Source organism: Rhodococcus sp. NBC_00297, assembly GCF_036173065.1.
GTDB lineage: Bacteria > Actinomycetota > Actinomycetes > Mycobacteriales > Mycobacteriaceae > Rhodococcoides.
Genome location: NZ_CP108041.1, coordinates 1152722 through 1171750, shown reverse-complemented (window position 1 = coordinate 1171750; position 19029 = coordinate 1152722). Strand labels below are relative to the sequence as shown.

The following is a 19029-nucleotide window of genomic DNA, read 5'->3' as shown; positions in this document are numbered from 1 at the left end:
CACGAGTCCCTCGACGCGTCAGTCCGCGCGCTTCTGCAGCAGTTCCTCGGGCAGGTCGTGGGGGTCGATGAGGAGCTGATCGTTCTCGGCCTGCCGCACGGTCTCCGACACGGACAGGTTCTTGCGCAGCAGCTTCCACTCGACCGGATCGATGGCCTCGATGGCCGTCCGCAGCACTGTCCTGTCCCTCGTACCCCAGGCGATGGGCATGGGGCTGACCATCTGCCACGTTTCCGAGATGGATTTGGCGCTCCGGTCGGACAGCACGGCCACGGCGGGGACGCGCTCGCCCTCGGTCATCGTGTGTCCCGGCAGCGCCCGCACGTTCCGGACGACGAGTGCGTAGTGCGGGACGGTGGTCTCCGGCTTGGCGATGTCGATCAGCGCGAGGATCGTGGCTCCACGCGGTCGCGTCTCCGACACCATGGCCGGCACCAACGCGCTCGAGGCGTACAGCTCGTCGATGGACCCGACCTTGCGGGGCGCCCACACGGACACCCACAGCGACATCAGGGCGGCCACGGCCAGCACCGCACACAGGATGTAGGACCACGCGTGGTCGAGGACGTACAGCCAGGCCGCGCCGCCCGCGAGGAGCACGGCGAAGACGACGGACGAGATGCGCAACCGCCGCACGTCGCCGAGGGTCTCGTTCACCGACCGGGCGTGCGCGCGGTCCACGGGGAAGTCGAAGGTGCGCACGTCAGATCGCCGGTCCCAGGAGGTCGTCGGCGTCGGTGATGCGATACGCGTAGCCCTGCTCGGCGAGGAAGCGCTGGCGGTGAGCCGCGTACTCCGCGTCGAGGGTGTCGCGCGAGACGACCGAGTAGAAGTGCGCCTGCCCACCGTCGTGCTTGGGGCGCAGCAATCGGCCCAGTCGCTGGGCCTCCTCCTGCCGGGATCCGAAGGTGCCCGAGACCTGCACTGCCACCGAGGCTTCGGGGAGGTCGATGGAGAAGTTGGCGACCTTGCTCACCACGAGGGTCTTGATCTCGCCGCGGCGGAACGCGTCGAAGAGCAGTTCGCGCTCCTTGTTCTTGGTCGAGCCCTGGATCACGGGGGCGTCCAGGGCCGCACCCAGCTCGTCGAGCTGGTCGAGGTACGCGCCGATGACGAGCGTCGGTGAGTCCTCGTGCCGCGCCAGGATCGACTTCACCACGGCGATCTTCGTGTGCGCCGTGGAGCACAGCTTGTAACGCTCCTCCGGCTCCGCCACGGCGTACGACATGCGTTCCGCGTCGGTCAGAGTGACGCGCACCTCGATGCACTCGGCCGGCGCGATCCAGCCCTGTGCCTCGATGTCCTTCCACGGTGCGTCGTAACGCTTGGGGCCGATGAGCGAGAACACGTCGCCCTCGCGGCCGTCCTCGCGCACCAGCGTCGCGGTGAGTCCGAGTCGGCGTCGCGACTGCAGGTCGGCTGTCATGCGGAACACGGGAGCGGGGAGGAGGTGCACCTCGTCGTAGATCACCAGACCCCAGTCGCGGGAGTCGAAGAGCTCGAGGTGCTTGTACTCACCCTTGGTGCGGCGCGTGATCACCTGGTAGGTCGCGATGGTGACCGGGCGGATCTCCTTGCGCTCGCCGGAGTACTCGCCGATCTCCTCCTCGGTCAGGGAGGTGCGGGCGATGAGCTCGCGCTTCCACTGCCGACCGGCGACGGTGTTGGTGACGAGGATCAGGGTGGTCGCGCGGGCCTTGGCCATGGCCGCGGCGCCCACCATCGTCTTGCCGGCACCACAGGGGAGGACGACCACACCGGATCCACCGGCCCAGAACGAGTCGGTCGCCATCTGCTGGTAGTCGCGTAGCTCCCAGTGGCCACCGGAGAAGTCCAGATCGATGGGATGCGCCTCGCCGTCGACGTATCCGGCCAGATCCTCGGCCGGCCAGCCGACCTTGAGGAGCATCTGCTTGAGGCGCCCGCGCTCACTGGGGTGGACGAGCACGGTGTCGTCGTCGACCTGTGCGCCGAGCATCGGGGCGATCTTCTTGTGCCGCATGATCTCGGTGAGCACGGCGCGGTCGAGGCTCACCAGGGACAGCCCGTGCACGGGCGATTTGACCAGCTGGAGCCGGCCGTAGCGGGCCATGGTGTCGACGATGTCGACGAGCAGGGGCTGCGGAACCGCGTAGCGGGAGAAGGTCACGAGGGCGTCGACCACCTGCTCGGCATCGTGGCCCGCGGCGCGCGCGTTCCACAGCGCGAGCGGGGTGATGCGGTAGGTGTGGACGTGCTCGGGTGCGCGTTCCAGCTCGGCGAACGGAGCGATGGCCGAGCGGGCCTGCCCGGCGAGCTCGTGGTCGACCTCGAGCAACAGGGTCTTGTCGGACTGGACGATCAACGGTCCGTCGGTCACGGTCTCTCCTTCACGCGCCCCGCATGGACGAACCGGGGCGCAACCAGTCCATTGTGCCTTGCACCGGCGCGGCGGTTCAGGCGAGCAGGGCCACCGACGTGATGCGGTGCAACGTGAAGTGACGCATGACACCGGCGTCGGGGTCCCACGCGTCGAGTTGGCCGCCGCCGACGGTCACCGGTTCGACGACACGGTTGCTCGAGACACCGGCAGCGTCCACGTAACCGATGCTGATCGGTGAGCGGGACAACGCGGCGCGCTGGAGAAGCGCGATCGTCGCGGCGCCGGACGCACGGGTGCCGTCGGACCGCACCCGTTCACGCTCGGTCCGGCGCACCTCTCCGGCTCGGGTGCCGGCCCGCATCTCCGAGACGAGGCGCCCCAGTTGCTCGTCCGTGGGGACGGCGGGCGTGCGGTAGGGCGAGCGACCGCGACGGGGGACGACGCGCGCACCGCGATCGCGGACGTCGACGATGGTGCCGGAGGAGTCCTCGCCCGCGGGTGCGAACCCGGCGGCGCGCAGCCCGGCCAGCACGTCGGCCAGCGGCGCCTGCGAGATCGCGACGGTCGGGGCCAGTGCCCGCAACGCGAGGGCCTCGGCGGCGGGGGAGGAGAGCACCTCCGCGAGCAGTGCGGGGTCCTCGCAGCGGACGAAGGACGACGCCATCCCGGCACGCAGGCGTCCGTGGCGCCGGGCGACGTCGTCGATGAGGTAGGTCAGCGACTGCGGGACGGGCGTCCGAGAGTGGGTGGCGAAGAGGGCATGGAGCTCCGCGGCGGTGGTGCCGCCGTCCAGAGCACGTCGCAGCGTCCGCTCGTCGATGCGGTACATCGTCGCGGCGCCCGCCGACTCGATGTCCGCGACCGTCGCCATCCGCTGCGCGAGCTCGGGAGTCAACGGCCCGGGGGCGACGACGGTCAGGTCGGCCTGGACCAGAACGTGGTCGATGGGGTCGGGCAGGACGCGGTGCATCGCCGCCGCGGCCGAGGACGGATCACCGATCAGTGCGCGTCCGGGGGTGGACAGTGCTCCGCGGCCGACGACCCCGAGAGCGCCGGCCTCGGCCAGGTAGCGGGAGACCGGGCCGACGCCCAGGCGAGCGGCGAGGCGTGGCCTGCGCCAGGTGGCGATGCGGACGACGTCCTCGGTGGCGAGGGCCTTTCCCGAGGCAAGATCGGCGATCACGCCCAGCACGATCCGCCGGTCTCGGGGCGCGGCGGCCGAGCGGGCCTCGTCGGACAGTGCGGCGATCGGCTTGTCGTTGGCGTCGCGCATGCCGATCAACCACGGCACCCTGGGCAGATCCAGCCAGGCTCCGGCCAGGGTGGCCCAGCGCTGTGCCGGCGATGCGGTGACCCACGCGTCGACCGCGGGGGTGGGCGTCCACATGTCGTCGATGTCGGTGAGCGGTCCCGGATCGGGCAGCCCCACCGCGATGAGTCCGGCGCCCGCCAGGACCTCGACCAGCAGGCCGACCCGCGCCTCGTCGAGATCGGCTGCCTTTGCGATGCGTCGGATCTCCCGGACGCCGAGTCCCCCCGCCTTGAGTGCGGGCGCGGGTGTGCGGGAGAGCGAGTCGACGATGTCCTCGCAGTGCCGCAGCAGCTCGAGGGCCTCCCCGGCGGCGGCCGCGTCGACGTCCGCCACCCCGACAGCGGTGGTCGACGCCGCCGGTGGGGCCAGCGACACCGGATCGGTGACGGGCTCGCCGCGGAGTACCTGCGAGACCTGCGGCGGCAGTTCGACCGTGTTGTCGTCGAGCCAGGTGAGCAGCCCGGCGGCGAGCAGGCGCTGGACGGGCCGATCCGCGGGCGTACCGGGTGCAGCGTCGCGCGTCCGGCCGATCGACGACGAGCGGGTCAGCGTGGTGAGCAGCTCACGGCTGCGGTCGTCGATCTCCGCGAGCTTCGCACCGACCACCTCGGCGGTGAGCGAGGCGTCGACGTCGAAGAACCGTCCGACCCGCCACGGCACGGCGTCGCGTGCGGCCGCGACCAGGGTGAGCGACGTCGTGCCGCGCACCAGCGCACGCGCACGCAACACCGACAGAGCCGCGTCGACCGCCTTCTTCGTCGCTCGGCGGCCGACGATCTCGTCGAGTCGGGCGCGGGCGACCGGGGCGGTGTCGGCGCCCTCGTGCGCGAGCAGCTCCACGACGGTCAGGCACGTGGTGTCCAGGTCCTCGGCCGCGCGCAGTACCGAGGCACGTTGCTCGGACCGGCCCGCCAGAACCTCGAGTGTGGGCGGCGGCGGGATGGTCAGATCGGGGCGGAGCCGCAGCAGTTCGGCCAGTTCGTCGCCGCTGCGCGCGGACAACCACTCGGTGAGTGTGTCCGCCGGCGTGCCCTCGTTGTCGGTCATCGAGGTCAAGCGTAGAGACCGGTCCAGGGACCTGGACTGGCAGAGGCGCTACTCCGAATGGTGAAATGAACCATGGCGAACTCAGAGAAGAAGCGATATGTCGACCCGGGCTGGCCGCACAGTGCGGACGACGACGATCATCCCGTCACCGAACTGATGTCGGCGCGCGCCGGAAACCTGTCCCCGTTCGGTGAGGAGACGGAGTTCCCGCTGCCGGTGGACTCGCTGCCCTACGCGCATCCCCACACGGTCATCAACCGCTGACGCGCGAGACACGAGAAAGGCCCCCACCAGTCGGTGGGGGCCTTTCTCGTGGAGTGGGTCAGCGGGGCAGGAGATCCTGGTTCGCTGCGATGAAGCTCGCCACCTGCGGATCCGCGGTGGCGGCCTGGACGAAGCCCAGGATCGCCGGATCGTTGGTGAAGTTCTGGACGACCTGGGTGAGTCCCTGCACGGCCTGCTCGGTCGACGGGATGCTCGTCAGATCGGGGAGTGCCGGTGCGGTGGGCGCCGTGGTCGCCGGTGCGTCGCGCTGCGTCGGGCCGCTGCTCAGTCCGAGCTGCGAGGAGCAGGACGGCCAGGCGCCCCAGCCCTGCGACTCGAGCACGCGCTCGGCGACGACGATCTGCTCTTCACGGCTGGCCTGGTTCGCGGTGGCCGCGAACTCTCCGCCGCCGTGTCCGGTCCAGGTGCTCGGCGAGAACTGCAGGCCGCCCTGGAAACCGTTACCGGTGTTGATGCCCCAGTTGCCGCCGGCCTCGCACTGCGAGAGACGGTCCCAGTCGGAATCGGGGGCTGCGTTGGCCGTGCCGCTGAATGCGAGACCTGCGGTGCCGACCAGTGCGCCGGTGACGGCGACCTTGGCGACGGTCTTGCCCGTGGTGCTCGGCTTGCGATGACGTCCGCTCATAAGGGTAGAAATCCTCTCCACACGCGCCTGCGAGGTCAGCTGTCGGATTCGGGCTGAGAGGTAGCCCGGCCTCGGTGCGCTCCTGGCTGGAGCGGAGAGGCTTCACCCCTAGGTCGACTGCTCGGTGCCCGGTGGGGCGCCGCGAGAGCCGGCCGGATATCTACGAAGGACGTGTGGGTCCCCCGCCCTCGTCCCTGATCATGTCTGTGAGGGATGTCCGGTACCCGCGGGACGAGGTTTGGCGCGGCGGGCCGGACGTCGGCCGAACTTCCGGCCGTGATGGACAGTATTACGAAACGGGCACACATGTCACTGTTCGATAACTTCCCCTGGTGCGCGCGTCGCGCCGCCGTTGTGAGGTGTTCGAACGGGTCGTCGCAGCTAGGACGGCGAAGGCGTGCTGACCACCGTCTCGTCACCCGTTCGTGACCGCTTCGTTATGTGTCCGACGTCACATGTGCGCAGGATCACGGCCACGACGACGAGCACCAGGACACCCGTGGTCGGGTAGACGGTCTGCAGCGCCACACCCTCGAGTCGGTTCGACGGCGGGAGCATGAAGGTGCCGATCGCGTAGACGTCACCGGGCGCCACCCAGAACCAGGCGATCTGCGGCAGGCTCGCGACGAGCGGCAGGAGCCAGGCGAGCGGGTTCGAGGCACGCAGTGCGACGTCCATGCAGACGATGACCAGCGGCAGGAGCCACACCCAGTGGTGACCCCAGGAGAACGGAGACACCAGAGGCGCCGTCAGGCCGATGACGATCAGGCCGAGGAGCGGCAACCCCCGGCGGTGCGCCGCGGCGCCCACGAGAAGGCCGGCCACGCAGACGGCTCCGGCGATGACGATCCAGAGCAGCGTCGGCGCCTCGGTCATGCCGAACCACCTCGGTATCGACGCGCGCAGCGACTGGTTCGCGCCGGACGAGATGTCGCCGATGCGGGACGAGTCGGAGATGGCGCCGAACCAGTAGGTGACCGCGTCGGAGAAGAGCACGACGAAGCCGAGCACCACGGTCGCCGCGGCGGTGACGACGCCGACGACCAGTGCCCGCCACTGCCGTGTCAGCGCGAGGTGGACGAGGAACAGTCCGGGAGTCATCTTGATGCCGGTGGCGATGCCGACCCCGATGCCGCGGAGCCGGCTGCCCTCGGGCCGCGACAGGTCCCACAGCACCAGCGCCAGGAGAACGAGATTGATCTGACCGAGCCAGATGGTCATGCGCACCGGTTCGAGCCACGTGAAGACGATGGACAGTGCGGCGCTGACGATGCGGAGACTGCGGTCGTCGCGGAAGCCGAGGACCATCCAGCAGGATCGGACGATCAGATAGAGCAGCGCGATGTTCCCGAGCCAGAAGACGATGTTGGTCGTCGCGGTGGACATCGCCCCGAGAGGTGCGAACACCAGCGCGGCGAACGGGGGATACGTGAAGGGGAGTTCGCCGACCAGATCGTGGGCGTACAGCGGGGACGAGTCGAGCACCGTCGCTCCGCCGGCGCGGTACACGAGAGCGTCGATGCCGAACCGGAACAACCCGAACTTGGGGACGTCGAACGGGATGAGCCGATCGTGCGCGACGAGCGCCACGGCGGCACCGATCACGGTGAGGGCGACGAAGATCCTGTGTGATCCGAAGGTGCGGTCATCGGATTTCTTCAGTATCACGCACAGGATGGTAGACCGATCCGACGTGTATCACCCCTCGGGCCACGCCGAGAAGGAACCGTTCGTTCTGTTGAGTGCGCGCCCCGACGTCAGTAGCGCGTGGCCACGAACGGTGCGTCCGAGTCGACGATGTCCTTGCCCAGCGGCATGAGCGACACCGGGATCAGCTTGAGGTTCGCCAACGCCAGCGGGATCCCGATGATGGTGATCGCCATGGCGATCGCGGTGAGGATGTGCCCGATGGCCAGCCAGATTCCTGCCACGACGATCCAGATCACGTTGCCGATCACCGAGGCGACGCCCGCCGTGGGCTTGTCCACCACGGTCCGGCCGAAGGGCCACAGGGCGTACACCCCGATGCGGAACGCCGCGATGCCGAACGGGATGGTGACGATGAGAATGCAGCAGACGATGCCGGCCACGAAGTAGCCGAGAGCGAGCCACAGGCCGCCGAAGATCAACCAGATGACGTTCAGCAGCAGGCGCATGCGACCAGTATGCCCGGTTCCGCCGTGTCAGCGCCGGGCTCGGCGGCCCGACCGCAGCGCGTGGATCAGACCGAGCAGGAACCCCAGCGGGCACAGCATCGCCGAGAGATAGATCCACAGTCCGGGCGGATCGTCCCAGACGAGCAGCGTCACGAACATGACGACGATCGCCAGCAGGCCCAGCCCGAAACAGACGAGGGCGGCGACCAGGAGCGCCGGGGTTCCGGTACGGGGGGAGTCGGTCACGAGAGAGCACACTATCTCTCCGGCCTTCCCGCCCTGATGCCCCGACCGGCCTCCGGCCTTCCCGGCCTGACGACCCGACCGGCCTCCGGCCTACCCGGCCTGACGACCCGACCGGCCTCCGGCCTTCCCGGCGCCTGCCCCGCGATATCGAGGTGCTCGTCGTTCGCGCAGCGGAGTACCATCGACTCATCGCGTCCCGAGCGCCAGGGCCCGTCATGGGCGGCGGCAACGGGCGCGATTATTCATGTGACGCGATCAACGAGACGAATGGGTGAGATCGGTGCCGACCGGCAAGGTGAAGTGGTACGACGTCGACAAGGGTTTCGGCTTCCTCTCGCAGGACGAGGGTGAGGACGTGTACGTCCGGTCGTCCGCGCTCCCGCAGGGAGTCGAGGGCCTGAAGGCCGGCCAGCGCGTCGAGTTCGGCATGGCCGCCGGGCGCCGCGGACCCCAGGCGTTGTCGCTGAAGGTTCTCGACCCGGCGCCCTCACTGCGTCAGGCGGGTGCCGCCGCCCGCCGCGATCAGCCGACCGCTCGCAAGCACACGCCCGACGAGTTGCACGGCATGGTCGAGGACATGATCACGCTTCTGGAGGCCACCGTGCAGCCAGAGTTGCGCAAGGGCAAGTACCCCGACCGTAAGACCGCCCAGAAGATCTCCGAGGTGGTCCGGGCCGTCGCCCGCGAACTGGACAGCTGACCCGGGCGGTCACTCCCAGCGGCCGTGCGTGCGCCAGTGCTCGAACTGGGTGACGAGGGCGTCCGTGTGCCGATGGCCCGGCCGGAAGTTGTCGATCCATCGTGCGCGGCCGATGTTGTCGGTTCCCAGGAGTGTCGTCGTGCGGCCGTCGACGTCGACCACCAGGACGAGCGGGTCTCCCTCACCGCCCTGACGGAGTCGAAAGGTGTCGATCGCGTCGCGGGCGATCACGGACACCACCCCGCTTCGGCGGCGCGTCTCGAGCCGATCCCGGTAGACCACCGTGCGTTCGAAGGGGCTCCGCCATCCTTGCCAGAGCACGACACCGATCACCGCCAGGGAGAACGGGGTCACCCACGGTGGCGTCCAGGTCCATGCGCGGGTCACGACGAAGAAGACCACCATCGTCACACTCACCGTCGTGGCGATGATCGGTCTCAGTCGGGCGTCCCTGGCCTTCATGCCGATCTCGGTCAAGGAGTTCTCGTCCATGACTTCCTTTCGCGCGCCGGGACGGTGACGTCGACAGGGTGTCAGTCCGCTTCCGTGGTGGCGATCGACCAGATGGCGTGGCTGACGATCTCCTCCTGGTCGGTGTCGACGTCGATGACACCGGACGGCAGGCGCACCTCGACGCCGATGAGCACGAGTCCGTCCTCGTTCACCGGCGGCACGGTGAGCGTGTTCCGAGTCCCGGGGGCGAAGTACTCGTCTGCTTCCACGACGTCGCCGGAGTCCGGGTCTCCGTAGACGCTGGCGAAGCCCCACGGGTTCTCCGAGATGGCGCCCGGCAGGGACAACTGCAGCGGATGGCCCTCGCGCACAGGCATCGTCGCGGTCGTGCCCTCGTAGTCGCAGAGCGGCTCCTGCACCGGGCAGTACCGGAACGGTTCCACTTCCTCGTACCGGCCGTCGGCGTACGCGGACACCCGCGGGGACTCCTCGGGGGCGTCGAGGATCGCCTTGCCGACCACCAGCACGAAGGCGACGCCGACGACGGCGACCAGTGCGGACAGTCCATACAGGATCTTGCGTGTCGTCATCGGGGAGCGTCCTCGCCCGCGGGTGCGCGGCCCGCGTCCTGATCCACTCGGGGGATTCGGCCGGTGGCGTGGCGCAGTTCGCTGCCCGCCACCTCCTGGTCCGCTCGTACCGGTCTCTTGCCGCCGAAGCCGGGAAGCAGCGAGCCGCCCCGGTGGGTCACGAATGTCTGCACCAGGCCGATCGTAAGGACCACCGACACCACGGTGAAACCCAGCCAGTACTCGGTGGGGAGCAGCACGCCGAACGTGCCGCCGATGACCCAGCTCAGCTGCAGCACCGTCTCGCTGCGCCCGAAGCCGGACGCGATCGACTCGGGAGGCAGGTCGTTCTGCAACGACGCGTCGAGCGACACCTTCGCCAGCGCGCTCGCGCCCGACGCGACGAGAGCCGCGAGCGCGGCAGTCAGCAGGCTGTTCGTCAGAGCCGCGACGATCGCGACCGCAGTGACGGCCGCGGTGCAGCGCACCACCAGCACCGACGGGCGACCGAGCTTGACCCGGGCGCCGGCGGCGTTGCCGCCGAAGTTGCCGAGTCCGGCCGCCGCGCCCACCAACGCCAACATGAGTGCCTGCTGGAGTGGCTCGTGCTCGGTGCGGGACTTCGCCACGAACGCGACGTACAGCGTGAGGAAGCCGGTGAGCACGCGGATGGTGCCGTTGCCCCACAGTCCGGTGAGGACGTCGCGGCCGAGGGGCTGCCGGCGTTTGCTGGGCGCCGGGACGATGCCGATCGCGCCGGTGGTCGCCTCGGCGTGGTACCCGAGCGTCGCGGGCACCTCACCCTCGGTGACCTCCACCCAGGACGGGATGCGCATGGAGAGATACGCGCCGAACACCGTCACGGCGAACGTGAACCACAGTGCCCCGGCGGAACCCAGTGCGAACGCGATGGCACCCGCGACCGCTCCCGCCGAGATGGTGCCGCCCAGCAACCCGAACACGGTCAGGCGGGAGTTCACCCGGACGAGGTCGATGTCCGGTGGCAGCACCCGAGGGGTGACGGCTGACTTGAGCACCGAGAACGACTTGCTCAGCACCATCATCCCGAGCGCGGCGGGATAGAGGAGCCAGGTGTCGAAATTGAAGACCAGCACCACGGCGAGGACGGCACGCAGGACGAACGAGGTGGCCAGCGCGATGCGGCGACCCTGCTGCAGGCGGTCGAGCATGGGGCCGATCAGGGGCGCGATGATCGCGAACGGGGCGATGGTGATGAGCAGATACAGGGCGACCTTGGTCTTGTCCTCGCCCGTCGCGGCGGAGAAGAACAGCGTGTTGGCCAGCGCCACCGCCATCGCCGCGTCCGAGGCGAAGTTGGCCATCGTCGCGTAGGTGAGCGCCGTGAGACCGGACTTGTCGGCTCCGTCGGCGGTGGCGGCGCGTCGGAACGTCGCGATGCCCTTGCCCGTGATCTCACGACCACGCATCGCCGCGACGCGGGTGACCGTCAGTTTGCGCGGTACGCGGGGACGGCGGGGACCGGTGTCCTGGTTCGGCATGCGTGTCGTCGGGTCGGGCGCCGTGGTCGGGTCGCCCGGGATCGTCTCGCCCGGTCCGGCCGTCGGTGGATGCAGCGGAGGCAGCGGCGATCGACGGGGTGGGAGTCGCTCGGACGGCGAGTAGTTGTCCCATCCCGGATGTCGCGAACCGGGGCGCGGATCGTCGGGACCTGTCACCCCGTCATTGTCCCCCACCTCGGGTCGGGGAGTGTGGGCGACTCGCTCGGCGGGGGCGGCGTCCCTCGGTCACCGTGGTCGGAACTCGACCTCGAACAGAGTGGGCCACAATTTGCCGGTCACGAGGAAGCGGGACGTGCCGGGGACGGCCGCGATGCCGTTGAGGACGTCGATTCCGGACGTGTCCTCGAGTGCGGCACGCAACGGCGAGGCGTCGACGATCGCCGTGACGGCGCCGGTCGACGGATCGATCCGCACGATGTCGTCGGTCTTCCAGATGTTGGCGTAGATCCCGTCCGCGGTGCACTCCAGCTCGTTGATCGACGTCACCGGCCGCTCGCCCCGAGTCACGCGCACGCTGCCGGTGGGCTCGAAGGTGACCGGATCTCGGAAGGTGAGGGTGTCGGTGCCGTCGCTCATCACGAGGCGGCCGCTCGATCCCGCACTCGACTCGTCGAGGCACAGACCCCAGCCCTCGCCGTCGTAGTCGACGCGTCGCCGCTCCAGCAGGGTCTCGCGATCTCGGGCCACCGCGATCCCGTCCTGCCAGGTCAGCTGCCACACCGTGTCGCCGGCGACAGTGAGGCCCTCGCCGAACAGCGGTGCGGGAAGGTCCACCTCCGCGAGCACGTCGCCGGTCTCCCGATCGGACGCCGTGACGCGGGAGCGGCCCTCGCGGCCCGTCCCCTCGAGCAATCGGTCACCGTCGATCTCGAGACCCTGGGTGAAGGCGTCGGTGTCGTGCGGCGACGTGCCGACGATCTCGACGCCGAAGCGGGGCACGTCCGCGGCCGGCGGTGCGGGGTCCGGCGCGCATCCACCGAGCACCACCGCGGCGGCGACGGTTCCGGACCCGATCGCGCGGCCGACTCCCGAACCTGAACGCAAGAGACCCGAACGCATACGGCCATCCTGTCAGGCCCGGTGGGCGCACGACGCGAGCCGATGCTGCAAAATAGGGGTGTGAGTGCCCCTGTCGTGACCGAGATCCCCCCGCTCCTCGCCGACGCCGTGTCCGTGGCGCAGGCCGCCGTCGTGGAGTCGGGCGAAGGCCCGGTCGGAGGCCACCTCGGGGTCGAGGCCGTCGACAAGGCCTCCGCGATCCACCGCTTCGCGGCCGACCTGCCCGGATACGGCGGCTGGCAGTGGGCGGTCGTCGTCGCAGCGCCCCCCGGCTCCGAGACCGTCACCGTCAGCGAACTAGCCCTGCTTCCCGGTCCGGACGCCCTGGTGGCGCCGACGTGGGTTCCGTGGGACGAGCGCATCCGTCCCGGCGATCTGGCTCCGGGTGACCTGCTGCCGCCGCGCCACGAGGACGTCCGACTGGTGCCGGGGTACCTGGCCACCGGCGATCCCGCCGTCGACGACATCGCCCTCGAACTCGGTCTCGGTCGCAAGCAGGTCATGAGCCGCGAGGGTCGGCTCGAGGCCGCCGAGCGGTGGGCCGAGAGCGACTTCGGTCCCGATTCCCCGATGGCCAAGGCGGCGCCGGGCACGTGCGTCACGTGCGGTTTCTACCTCGCTCTGCAGGGTTCGCTGAGCGCTGCGTTCGGCGTGTGCGGAAACGAGTTGGCCGCGGACGGACACGTGGTGCACGCGGCGTACGGCTGCGGTGCGCACTCGGACACCGAGGGACCGACCGGCGCCGGATCGCCCGCGTACGCTGCCTACGACGACGGTGCCCTGGAGACCACGCCGACCGAGAACACCGAGCCCCAGAACACCGAGCCCCGGGACACCGAGGCGGTCACCGACATCACGGAGTCGTCGTCGACCCTCTGACCGACCCCTTCGGGACGGAGGCACTGCGCGAGTCCGTTCTCGCGGCCTGGTCGTCGTCGCCCACCCGACTGCGGGAGGATGCGGCCACGGAGGCCGATCTGGTGGTGGGGGGCTACCGCGATCGCGTGATCACGGAGCTGGCGCAGAACGCCGCCGACGCCGCCTCCCGCGCCGACGTTCCCGGTCGCCAGGCGGTGTGGTCCGTCGGCGACGCGCTGCACGTCGCGAATGTCGGTGTGCCGCTGTCGATCACCGGGGTGCAGGCGCTGTCCGCGCTGCGAGCGTCCGACAAGACTTCCGAGCACGCCACGTCCGTCGGGCGATACGGAGTCGGGTTCACCGCCGTCCGTGCGGTGTCCGAGCGTATCGAGATCCGATCCACGTCGGGCTCGATCGTGTTCGACGGATCGAGGACGCGCCGAGCGATCGCCGCTCGTGGGCTCAGTGAGCCGGAGCAGGGCGTTCCCGTCCTCCGGTTGCCGTGGGCGTCGGACGACGTGCCGACCCCGGGTTGGGACACCGAGGTCGTGCTGCACGGCGTCGTGGACGTCGCCGAAGTGCTGACCGCGGCCGCCCGTGAGTCGATCGATCTGATGCTCGAACTCGATGCGCTGCAGTCGATCTCCGTCGACGGGACCGAACTCGTGCGTGAGGTGTCGTCGGGCCCGGGAGCGTGGACGGACGTGCGGGTCGGCGGCCGACGATGGTGGCGCGGCGACGCGGCGGCCGCACGCTGGTTTCTGCCGCTCGAGGACGACGGTCTCACGCCGGACTCGCCCGCGCCACTGACGCGGGACGTGCTGCGTGCGCCCACCAGATCCGATGAGGTGCTGACTATTCCGCTGCTCCTGATCGCGGACGTCCCCCTCCAGCCCGACCGTCGACGGGTCCTTCCGGGCGCCGACCTCTCGGTCGTGGCGACCGGATACGCGGCACTGGTCGCCGACCTGCCGGCGTCTCATCGGGCCGCCGCGGTACCGCGTCCGGGACTGCCGGCGTCCGAGGTCGACGAGGCGGTCCGCGCGGCGCTCGTCCGCGACCTGGAGTCGACCGCGTGGGTCCCGACGGCGGCGGGCCGGGCGGTACGTCCCGCGAATGCCGCGGTGGTGGACTCGATCTCAGCCGAATTGGCCGAACTCCTCGTGGACGTCGTGCCGGGTCTGGTGGCACCCAGGGCATCGGATCGCGCGTCGGCGACGGCTCTGGCGGCGGTCGGTGTGCGTCGGCTCGGGCTCGCGGGCATCGTCGAGAGCCTGTCGGGGGTGTCGCGGCCGCCGATCTGGTGGCACCGCCTGTACGACGCACTGACCGACATCGTGCACGACTCGGCGGACGTCGACGAGTGTGCGGCGCTGCCGGTTCCGCTGACGGACGGCCGCACCGTCACGGGTCCCCGCACGGTGGTGCTGGTGGACGGCGACCGTCTCGGCTCGGTCGGGTGGGCTCGTGTGGTGCACCCGGACGCCGCCCATCCGTTGCTCCGCCGCGCGGGAGCGCAGACCGCTCGCCCGGCCGACCTGCTCGCCGACCCCGCGTTGGCAGCGATGCTCGAGGATCCGGACGACGTGCCGGAGGAACTGGTGCACGACGTGCTGACCCTCGCGGCAGCCGTCGGCGGCGAGACGAGGATCGGCTCCGTCGGGTCGTTGCCGTTGCTCTCGTCGGACGGCGAGATGCGGGCGGCGGACGAACTGCTGTTGCCGGACTCGCCGTTACGGCGAGTGTTGCAGCGGGACAGCCCGTTCGGCGTGGTGGATCGGTCCGTCGTCGACCGGTACGGCGTGGACGCCCTGCGGGTGGTGGGCGTGGGTCACGGCTTCGGCGTCGTGGTGGACGAGACCCCCGCGGGTCCCGATCACGATCTCGACGACGAGGAGGCGTGGTGGGACGGTCTCTCCGGTGAGCCCGGCACCCTGGTCGCCGTGCGTGATCTCGATCTGGTGGACGAGGCGCGCTGGGCGGACGCGCTCACCCAGATCGTCGACGATCCGGTGACGGCCGCGGCGGTGCGGGACCGGACCGGATACACCGCCTGGTGGCTGCGTCGTCACGCGCGGGTGAACGAGACACCGCTGAGGTTGCTCCGTCTGCCCGGCGACGACTCCCTGCGTGGACTGCTGGACCCCGTCGACCATCCCCGCGCCGCCGAGTTCGCCGCGGCGCTGGCGGGTTCCGCGATCGACGACTCCGACACGGCGGCCGATCTGCTCGCCGCGGCGGCCGATCCCGATCGTGTGGTGTCTCCCGCGGTGGCGATCCGGGTCCACACGCTCCTCGCCGAGGCGGTGGACTCCGGGTGGGTGGATCTACGCGACATCGATCCGCCCGAGGCGGTACGCACTCTCGCCGGCAGCGTGGCCGATCCCGCCGCGGTGGTCGTCCTCGATCACCCGCGGTGGATCGCCCTGCTACCCGCCGACCGAGTCGTGCTCGGGTCGACGGCGTCCGCCGACACCCTCGCGGATCTCCTCGACGTGGAGACGGCGTCGACGGCGCTGAGCGTCGAGATCGTGTCGGTGGGGGAGCGGGCGACGGTGGACACCCGTCCCGCCCTCGCGGCTGCACGCGCGATCTCGTCGTGGCCGGTCCCGGACGTCGTCGTCCTGCACGACGACCTGGTGGTGCGGTGTCGCGGCACCGTGCGAGTGGAGCGAGCGGTGCCCTTCTGGGTCACCGACGACGGCGAGACGCACGTGTCACGGACGGTGCTGCCGTGAGCGCGGACCGTGATGTCCTCGACTGGATGGTGGATCACCGGAGCGCGGCCCTGACGGACGCAATGACCGTGATCACCACGGTGGGCAACACCGCGGGCGTCGCACTCGTGACGGTGGTGGTCGCGCTGATCCTGGTGCGCCGTGGGCACCGCCATCTCGGGCCGGGCCTCGTGGCCACGGTGTTCACCGGATGGCTCGTCATGAACGCTCTCAAGTACGCGATCCGCCGGACCCGGCCGCCGGTGCCCGAGCGCCTCGTCGACATCTCGACCTACTCGTTCCCGTCCGGTCACGCCATGGTGTCGGCGACCTTCGCGGCGGCGGTGATCACGCTGCTGGTCGTGCTCGGCGCGTTCGACACTGCCCGGAAACGAACGAGAGCAGCGGCCGCCGTGGTCACGGCGGCAACGCTGCTCATCGGGTTCTCCCGCGTCTACCTCGGGGCGCACTGGCTCAGCGACGTCGTCGTCGGCTGGCTCCTGGGGGCCCTGGTCGGTGTCGCGGGTATCGCGGTGGTGTCGCGACTCAGCGGTCGCGCTGGGCGATGACGAGAAGCTCGTCACGCATCGCGGGGCTGCCCACGTTGTTCGCGCGTGCGTAGAGATCACGCAGTGCCCGAACGTGGCGGCGGCGGTTGAGGAAACTTTCGACGTACTTCACTTCTATCTCTCCGGACGTTGCTCGAGTAGCTGAACTGACATAACCGATTCTCCACGTTACGTCCGTGTTACTCAACCTCGACGAGGGTGAGTTCCAGCACGTCAGAGGGGGTTTTAGCGCCCGGAACCTGTCGCCCGGGTCACACCTCGGGCGGGTGCACGAGCCCCTTCTGGGCCGTGCGTCGGCCGCGGCGAGCAGCTCGGCGTTGCAGTGCGAACAGTCCGAACCCCAACGCGCCCAGAGCGGTTCCCGTCCAGCAGACCGCGACTGCGCCCGAGAAGGAGTCGACCACCGAGCACACGACGGCGGCGACGAGGAACAGCAGCGTCCCGGCAGCGAGCACCGGAGCGGGATCGGTCACGCGCGGTGGCAGTCCGGGCGGGGTGGCGGGGGTGGGGCGCACGGCGCCGACGCTACCCGCGCCCCTCACCGGGTCATGGCCTAGTCTCCACTTCATGTCTCGCGCGACGTCTCTCCTCGACTCGTACTTCAAGATCACCGATCGCGGATCGACCATGTCCGCCGAGGTGCGGGGAGGCGTCGTCACGTTCGTCGCCATGGCCTACATCGTGGTGCTGAATCCGCTGATCCTCGGCAGCTTCTCGCCCGACGACGCGGCGGCCAAGACCGACGTGCTGGGCGACATCCTCCCGGTGCCCCAGGTCGCCGCCGTCACGGCGCTCGTGGCCGGCGTCATGAGCATTCTCTTCGGTGTCATCGCCAATTACCCGTTCGCCATCGCGGCGGGACTCGGCATCAACACGCTGCTCGCCGTCACCATCGCCCCGCAGGTCACCTGGGCCGAGGCCATGGGGCTGGTCGTCATCGACGGCATCATCATCGTGGTGTTGGCGCTCACCGGATTCCGCACCGCCGTGTTCGAGGCCATCCCCAGCGAACTCAAGGCCGCCATCGCGGCGGGCATCGGCGCCTTCATCGCGCTCATCGGTCTCGTCGACGCAGGCTTCGTGCGTCGTGTGCCGGACATCGCCGGCACCACCGTTCCGGTCGGCCTGGGCATCGACGGGTCCATCGCGTCGTGGCCGACGGTGACCTTCGTCTTCGGTCTGCTTCTCATGGGCATCCTCGTGGCGCGAAAGGTGCGGGGCGGGTTGCTGATCGGCATCGTCGTCACCACCGTGGTGGCCGCGATCATCGAGGCGATCACCGACACCGGTGCCTCCGCGGGAGTGAACCCGAAGGGCTGGAACCTCAGCGTGCCGGCGCTGCCCGACGTCGTCGTCGACCTCCCCGACCTGTCACTCGTGGGCAACGTCGATCTGTTCGGCGCCTTCACCCGCATCGGCGTCCTGGCGGCCAGCCTGCTGGTGTTCACGCTGGTGCTGGCCAACTTCTTCGACGCCATGGGCACCATGACCGGGCTCGGCAAGGAGGCCGGGCTCGCGAGCAAGGACGGCACGCTGCCGGGCGTCGGCAAGGCGCTCGTCGTCGAGGGTGTCGGCGCGGTCGCGGGCGGCGCAGGTTCGGCGTCGTCGAACACGGTCTTCGTCGAGTCGGCGTCGGGAATCGCCGAGGGTGCGCGCACCGGCCTCGCCAACGTGGTGACGGGCGTACTGTTCCTCGCCGCGATGTTCTTGACACCGCTGTACTCGGTGGTCCCCATCGAGGCGGCCGCACCGGCCCTCGTCGTGGTGGGGGCGTTGATGATCGGGCAGGTCGCCGACATCGACTTCACCAAATTCCATGTGGCGCTGCCCGCGTTCCTCACCATCGTGGTCATGCCGTTCACCTACTCCATCGCGAACGGCATCGGCGTCGGATTCATCACCTGGGTCGTCCTCGCCGTCGGTCGCGGCAAGATCCGCAGCGTCCACCCACTTCTCGGCATCGTGGCCCTGCTCTTCGTCGCGTACTTCGCCCTCGGGCCCATCACGGACGCGCTCACGTAGTCGGCGCAGATCCGCTGCTCGCGCGGGTCGTTCAGCACCCGCACGTGCCGTATCCTGTGGCGATGCCTCAGGAACTGCGTGCGTTGGCCGGCGACCTCTCCCTCGCTGTCGTCCGTATGACGCGGCACCTGCGAGGCCGCCGCACCAGCCAGGTGACGCTCACGCAGCTCTCCGCTCTCGCGACCCTCGCACGCGAAGGCGCGATGACTCCGGGCACCCTGGCAGCGCGCGAGCGCGTACAGCCGCCGTCCATGACGCGCGTCGTCGCGTCCCTGGGCGATCTCGGGTACGTGGACCGGATGCCCCACCCCACCGACGGCCGTCAGATCATCGTGTCGCTGTCCGACGCGGGCCGTCAGGTCATCGAGGACGAGGTCAACGCCCGCGAGGCGTGGTTGACCGAACAGTTGCGCGGGCTCGACGCGGACCAGCTCGTGGCGATGCGTACCGCGGTCGACATCATGTCGGCCATCGTCAACGAGTCGGAGTGACGCTCCCCGCCTGACCT

At 69.9% G+C, this 19029-nt stretch carries 20 protein-coding genes and 1 riboswitch; of the genes, 7 read left to right on the top strand and 13 right to left on the bottom strand.

Going from position 1 to position 19029, the window contains the following annotated elements; translation table 11 throughout:
* Positions 1–18 precede the first annotated feature (18 nt).
* The 3 genes from OG947_RS05545 to OG947_RS05535 form a co-directional block, all read right to left on the bottom strand.
* Positions 19–702 carry a DUF3239 domain-containing protein gene (locus OG947_RS05545; RefSeq protein WP_222627800.1) on the bottom strand — a complete coding sequence of 228 codons (684 nt, stop codon included), beginning with the start codon at positions 700–702 and terminating at the stop codon, positions 19–21.
* 1 nt (position 703) lies between these two features.
* Complete coding sequence (locus OG947_RS05540) at positions 704–2359, bottom strand: DNA repair helicase XPB (protein WP_222627798.1); 1656 nt, start codon at positions 2357–2359, stop codon at positions 704–706.
* 76 nt (positions 2360–2435) lie between these two features.
* On the bottom strand, positions 2436–4721 hold the full coding sequence (locus OG947_RS05535) for a helicase-associated domain-containing protein (RefSeq protein ID WP_328813290.1): 2286 nt from the start codon (positions 4719–4721) through the stop codon (positions 2436–2438).
* 72 nt (positions 4722–4793) lie between these two features.
* Between OG947_RS05535 and OG947_RS05530 the strand changes: the two genes are divergently transcribed.
* Positions 4794–4985 carry a hypothetical protein gene (locus tag OG947_RS05530; RefSeq protein WP_027504238.1) on the top strand — a complete coding sequence of 64 codons (192 nt, stop codon included), beginning with the start codon at positions 4794–4796 and terminating at the stop codon, positions 4983–4985.
* Between the two features lie 58 nt (positions 4986–5043).
* Here OG947_RS05530 and OG947_RS05525 read toward each other — a convergent pair whose 3' ends face one another.
* From OG947_RS05525 to OG947_RS05510, 4 genes are all read right to left on the bottom strand, one after another.
* Complete coding sequence (locus OG947_RS05525; RefSeq protein ID WP_027504237.1) at positions 5044–5631, bottom strand: transglycosylase family protein; 588 nt, start codon at positions 5629–5631, stop codon at positions 5044–5046.
* 8 nt (positions 5632–5639) lie between these two features.
* Positions 5640–5846, bottom strand: a riboswitch (cyclic di-AMP (ydaO/yuaA leader).
* A 166-nt stretch (positions 5847–6012) separates the two neighbouring features.
* Entirely contained in the window at positions 6013–7299 is a 1287-nt protein-coding gene (locus tag OG947_RS05520; protein ID WP_328813289.1) for a glycosyltransferase 87 family protein, read from the bottom strand.
* Positions 7300–7388: 89 nt separating this feature from the next.
* Positions 7389–7787 carry a YccF domain-containing protein gene (locus tag OG947_RS05515; protein WP_056446832.1) on the bottom strand — a complete coding sequence of 133 codons (399 nt, stop codon included), beginning with the start codon at positions 7785–7787 and terminating at the stop codon, positions 7389–7391.
* A 27-nt stretch (positions 7788–7814) separates the two neighbouring features.
* Complete coding sequence (locus OG947_RS05510; protein ID WP_027504235.1) at positions 7815–8033, bottom strand: hypothetical protein; 219 nt, start codon at positions 8031–8033, stop codon at positions 7815–7817.
* 280 nt (positions 8034–8313) lie between these two features.
* Here OG947_RS05510 and OG947_RS05505 point away from each other — a divergent pair, with 280 nt between their 5' ends.
* Positions 8314–8733, top strand: a complete 420-nt coding sequence (locus OG947_RS05505) for a cold-shock protein (RefSeq protein WP_027504234.1) — start codon at positions 8314–8316, stop codon at positions 8731–8733.
* 9 nt (positions 8734–8742) lie between these two features.
* Here OG947_RS05505 and OG947_RS05500 read toward each other — a convergent pair whose 3' ends face one another.
* From OG947_RS05500 to OG947_RS05485, 4 genes are all read right to left on the bottom strand, one after another.
* On the bottom strand, positions 8743–9225 hold the full coding sequence (locus OG947_RS05500; protein WP_328813288.1) for a hypothetical protein: 483 nt from the start codon (positions 9223–9225) through the stop codon (positions 8743–8745).
* A 41-nt stretch (positions 9226–9266) separates the two neighbouring features.
* Positions 9267–9776 carry a DUF2771 domain-containing protein gene (locus OG947_RS05495; protein ID WP_222627788.1) on the bottom strand — a complete coding sequence of 170 codons (510 nt, stop codon included), beginning with the start codon at positions 9774–9776 and terminating at the stop codon, positions 9267–9269.
* The gene (locus OG947_RS05490; RefSeq protein ID WP_285187861.1) at positions 9773–11452 is read right to left on the bottom strand and encodes an MFS transporter; all 1680 of its coding nucleotides are present in this window, start codon (positions 11450–11452) and stop codon (positions 9773–9775) included. The genes OG947_RS05495 and OG947_RS05490 overlap by 4 nt, the downstream gene beginning before the upstream one ends.
* Before the next feature lie 69 nt (positions 11453–11521).
* Positions 11522–12355 carry a glutaminyl-peptide cyclotransferase gene (locus OG947_RS05485; RefSeq protein WP_056446841.1) on the bottom strand — a complete coding sequence of 278 codons (834 nt, stop codon included), beginning with the start codon at positions 12353–12355 and terminating at the stop codon, positions 11522–11524.
* A gap of 42 nt (positions 12356–12397) precedes the next feature.
* On the opposite strand from OG947_RS05485, the gene OG947_RS05480 reads away from it, so the two are divergent.
* The 3 genes from OG947_RS05480 to OG947_RS05470 all read left to right on the top strand — a co-directional run bounded on the left by OG947_RS05480 (position 12398) and on the right by OG947_RS05470 (position 16499).
* Positions 12398–13234, top strand: a complete 837-nt coding sequence (locus OG947_RS05480; protein ID WP_442973092.1) for a DUF3027 domain-containing protein — start codon at positions 12398–12400, stop codon at positions 13232–13234.
* Positions 13235–13359: 125 nt separating this feature from the next.
* Positions 13360–15951: a sacsin N-terminal ATP-binding-like domain-containing protein gene (locus OG947_RS05475; RefSeq protein WP_328813286.1), complete on the top strand. Its 2592-nt coding sequence runs from the start codon at positions 13360–13362 to the stop codon at positions 15949–15951.
* Positions 15948–16499: a phosphatase PAP2 family protein gene (locus tag OG947_RS05470; protein WP_328813285.1), complete on the top strand. Its 552-nt coding sequence runs from the start codon at positions 15948–15950 to the stop codon at positions 16497–16499. Before OG947_RS05475 ends, OG947_RS05470 begins: the two co-directional genes overlap by 4 nt.
* Here the strand turns inward: OG947_RS05470 and OG947_RS05465 are convergent.
* Positions 16477–16611, bottom strand: coding sequence for a hypothetical protein (locus OG947_RS05465; protein ID WP_261769702.1), 135 nt, complete (start codon positions 16609–16611; stop codon positions 16477–16479). The two genes, OG947_RS05470 and OG947_RS05465, sit on opposite strands and share 23 nt — an antisense overlap.
* A 139-nt stretch (positions 16612–16750) precedes the next feature.
* Positions 16751–17014, bottom strand: coding sequence for a DUF2530 domain-containing protein (locus OG947_RS05460; protein ID WP_307095482.1), 264 nt, complete (start codon positions 17012–17014; stop codon positions 16751–16753).
* A 52-nt stretch (positions 17015–17066) separates the two neighbouring features.
* Between OG947_RS05460 and OG947_RS05455 the strand changes: the two genes are divergently transcribed.
* Complete coding sequence (locus OG947_RS05455; RefSeq protein WP_027504226.1) at positions 17067–18521, top strand: NCS2 family permease; 1455 nt, start codon at positions 17067–17069, stop codon at positions 18519–18521.
* A 62-nt stretch (positions 18522–18583) separates the two neighbouring features.
* Positions 18584–19012: a MarR family winged helix-turn-helix transcriptional regulator gene (locus tag OG947_RS05450; RefSeq protein WP_056447507.1), complete on the top strand. Its 429-nt coding sequence runs from the start codon at positions 18584–18586 to the stop codon at positions 19010–19012.
* Positions 19013–19029: the final 17 nt, after the last annotated feature.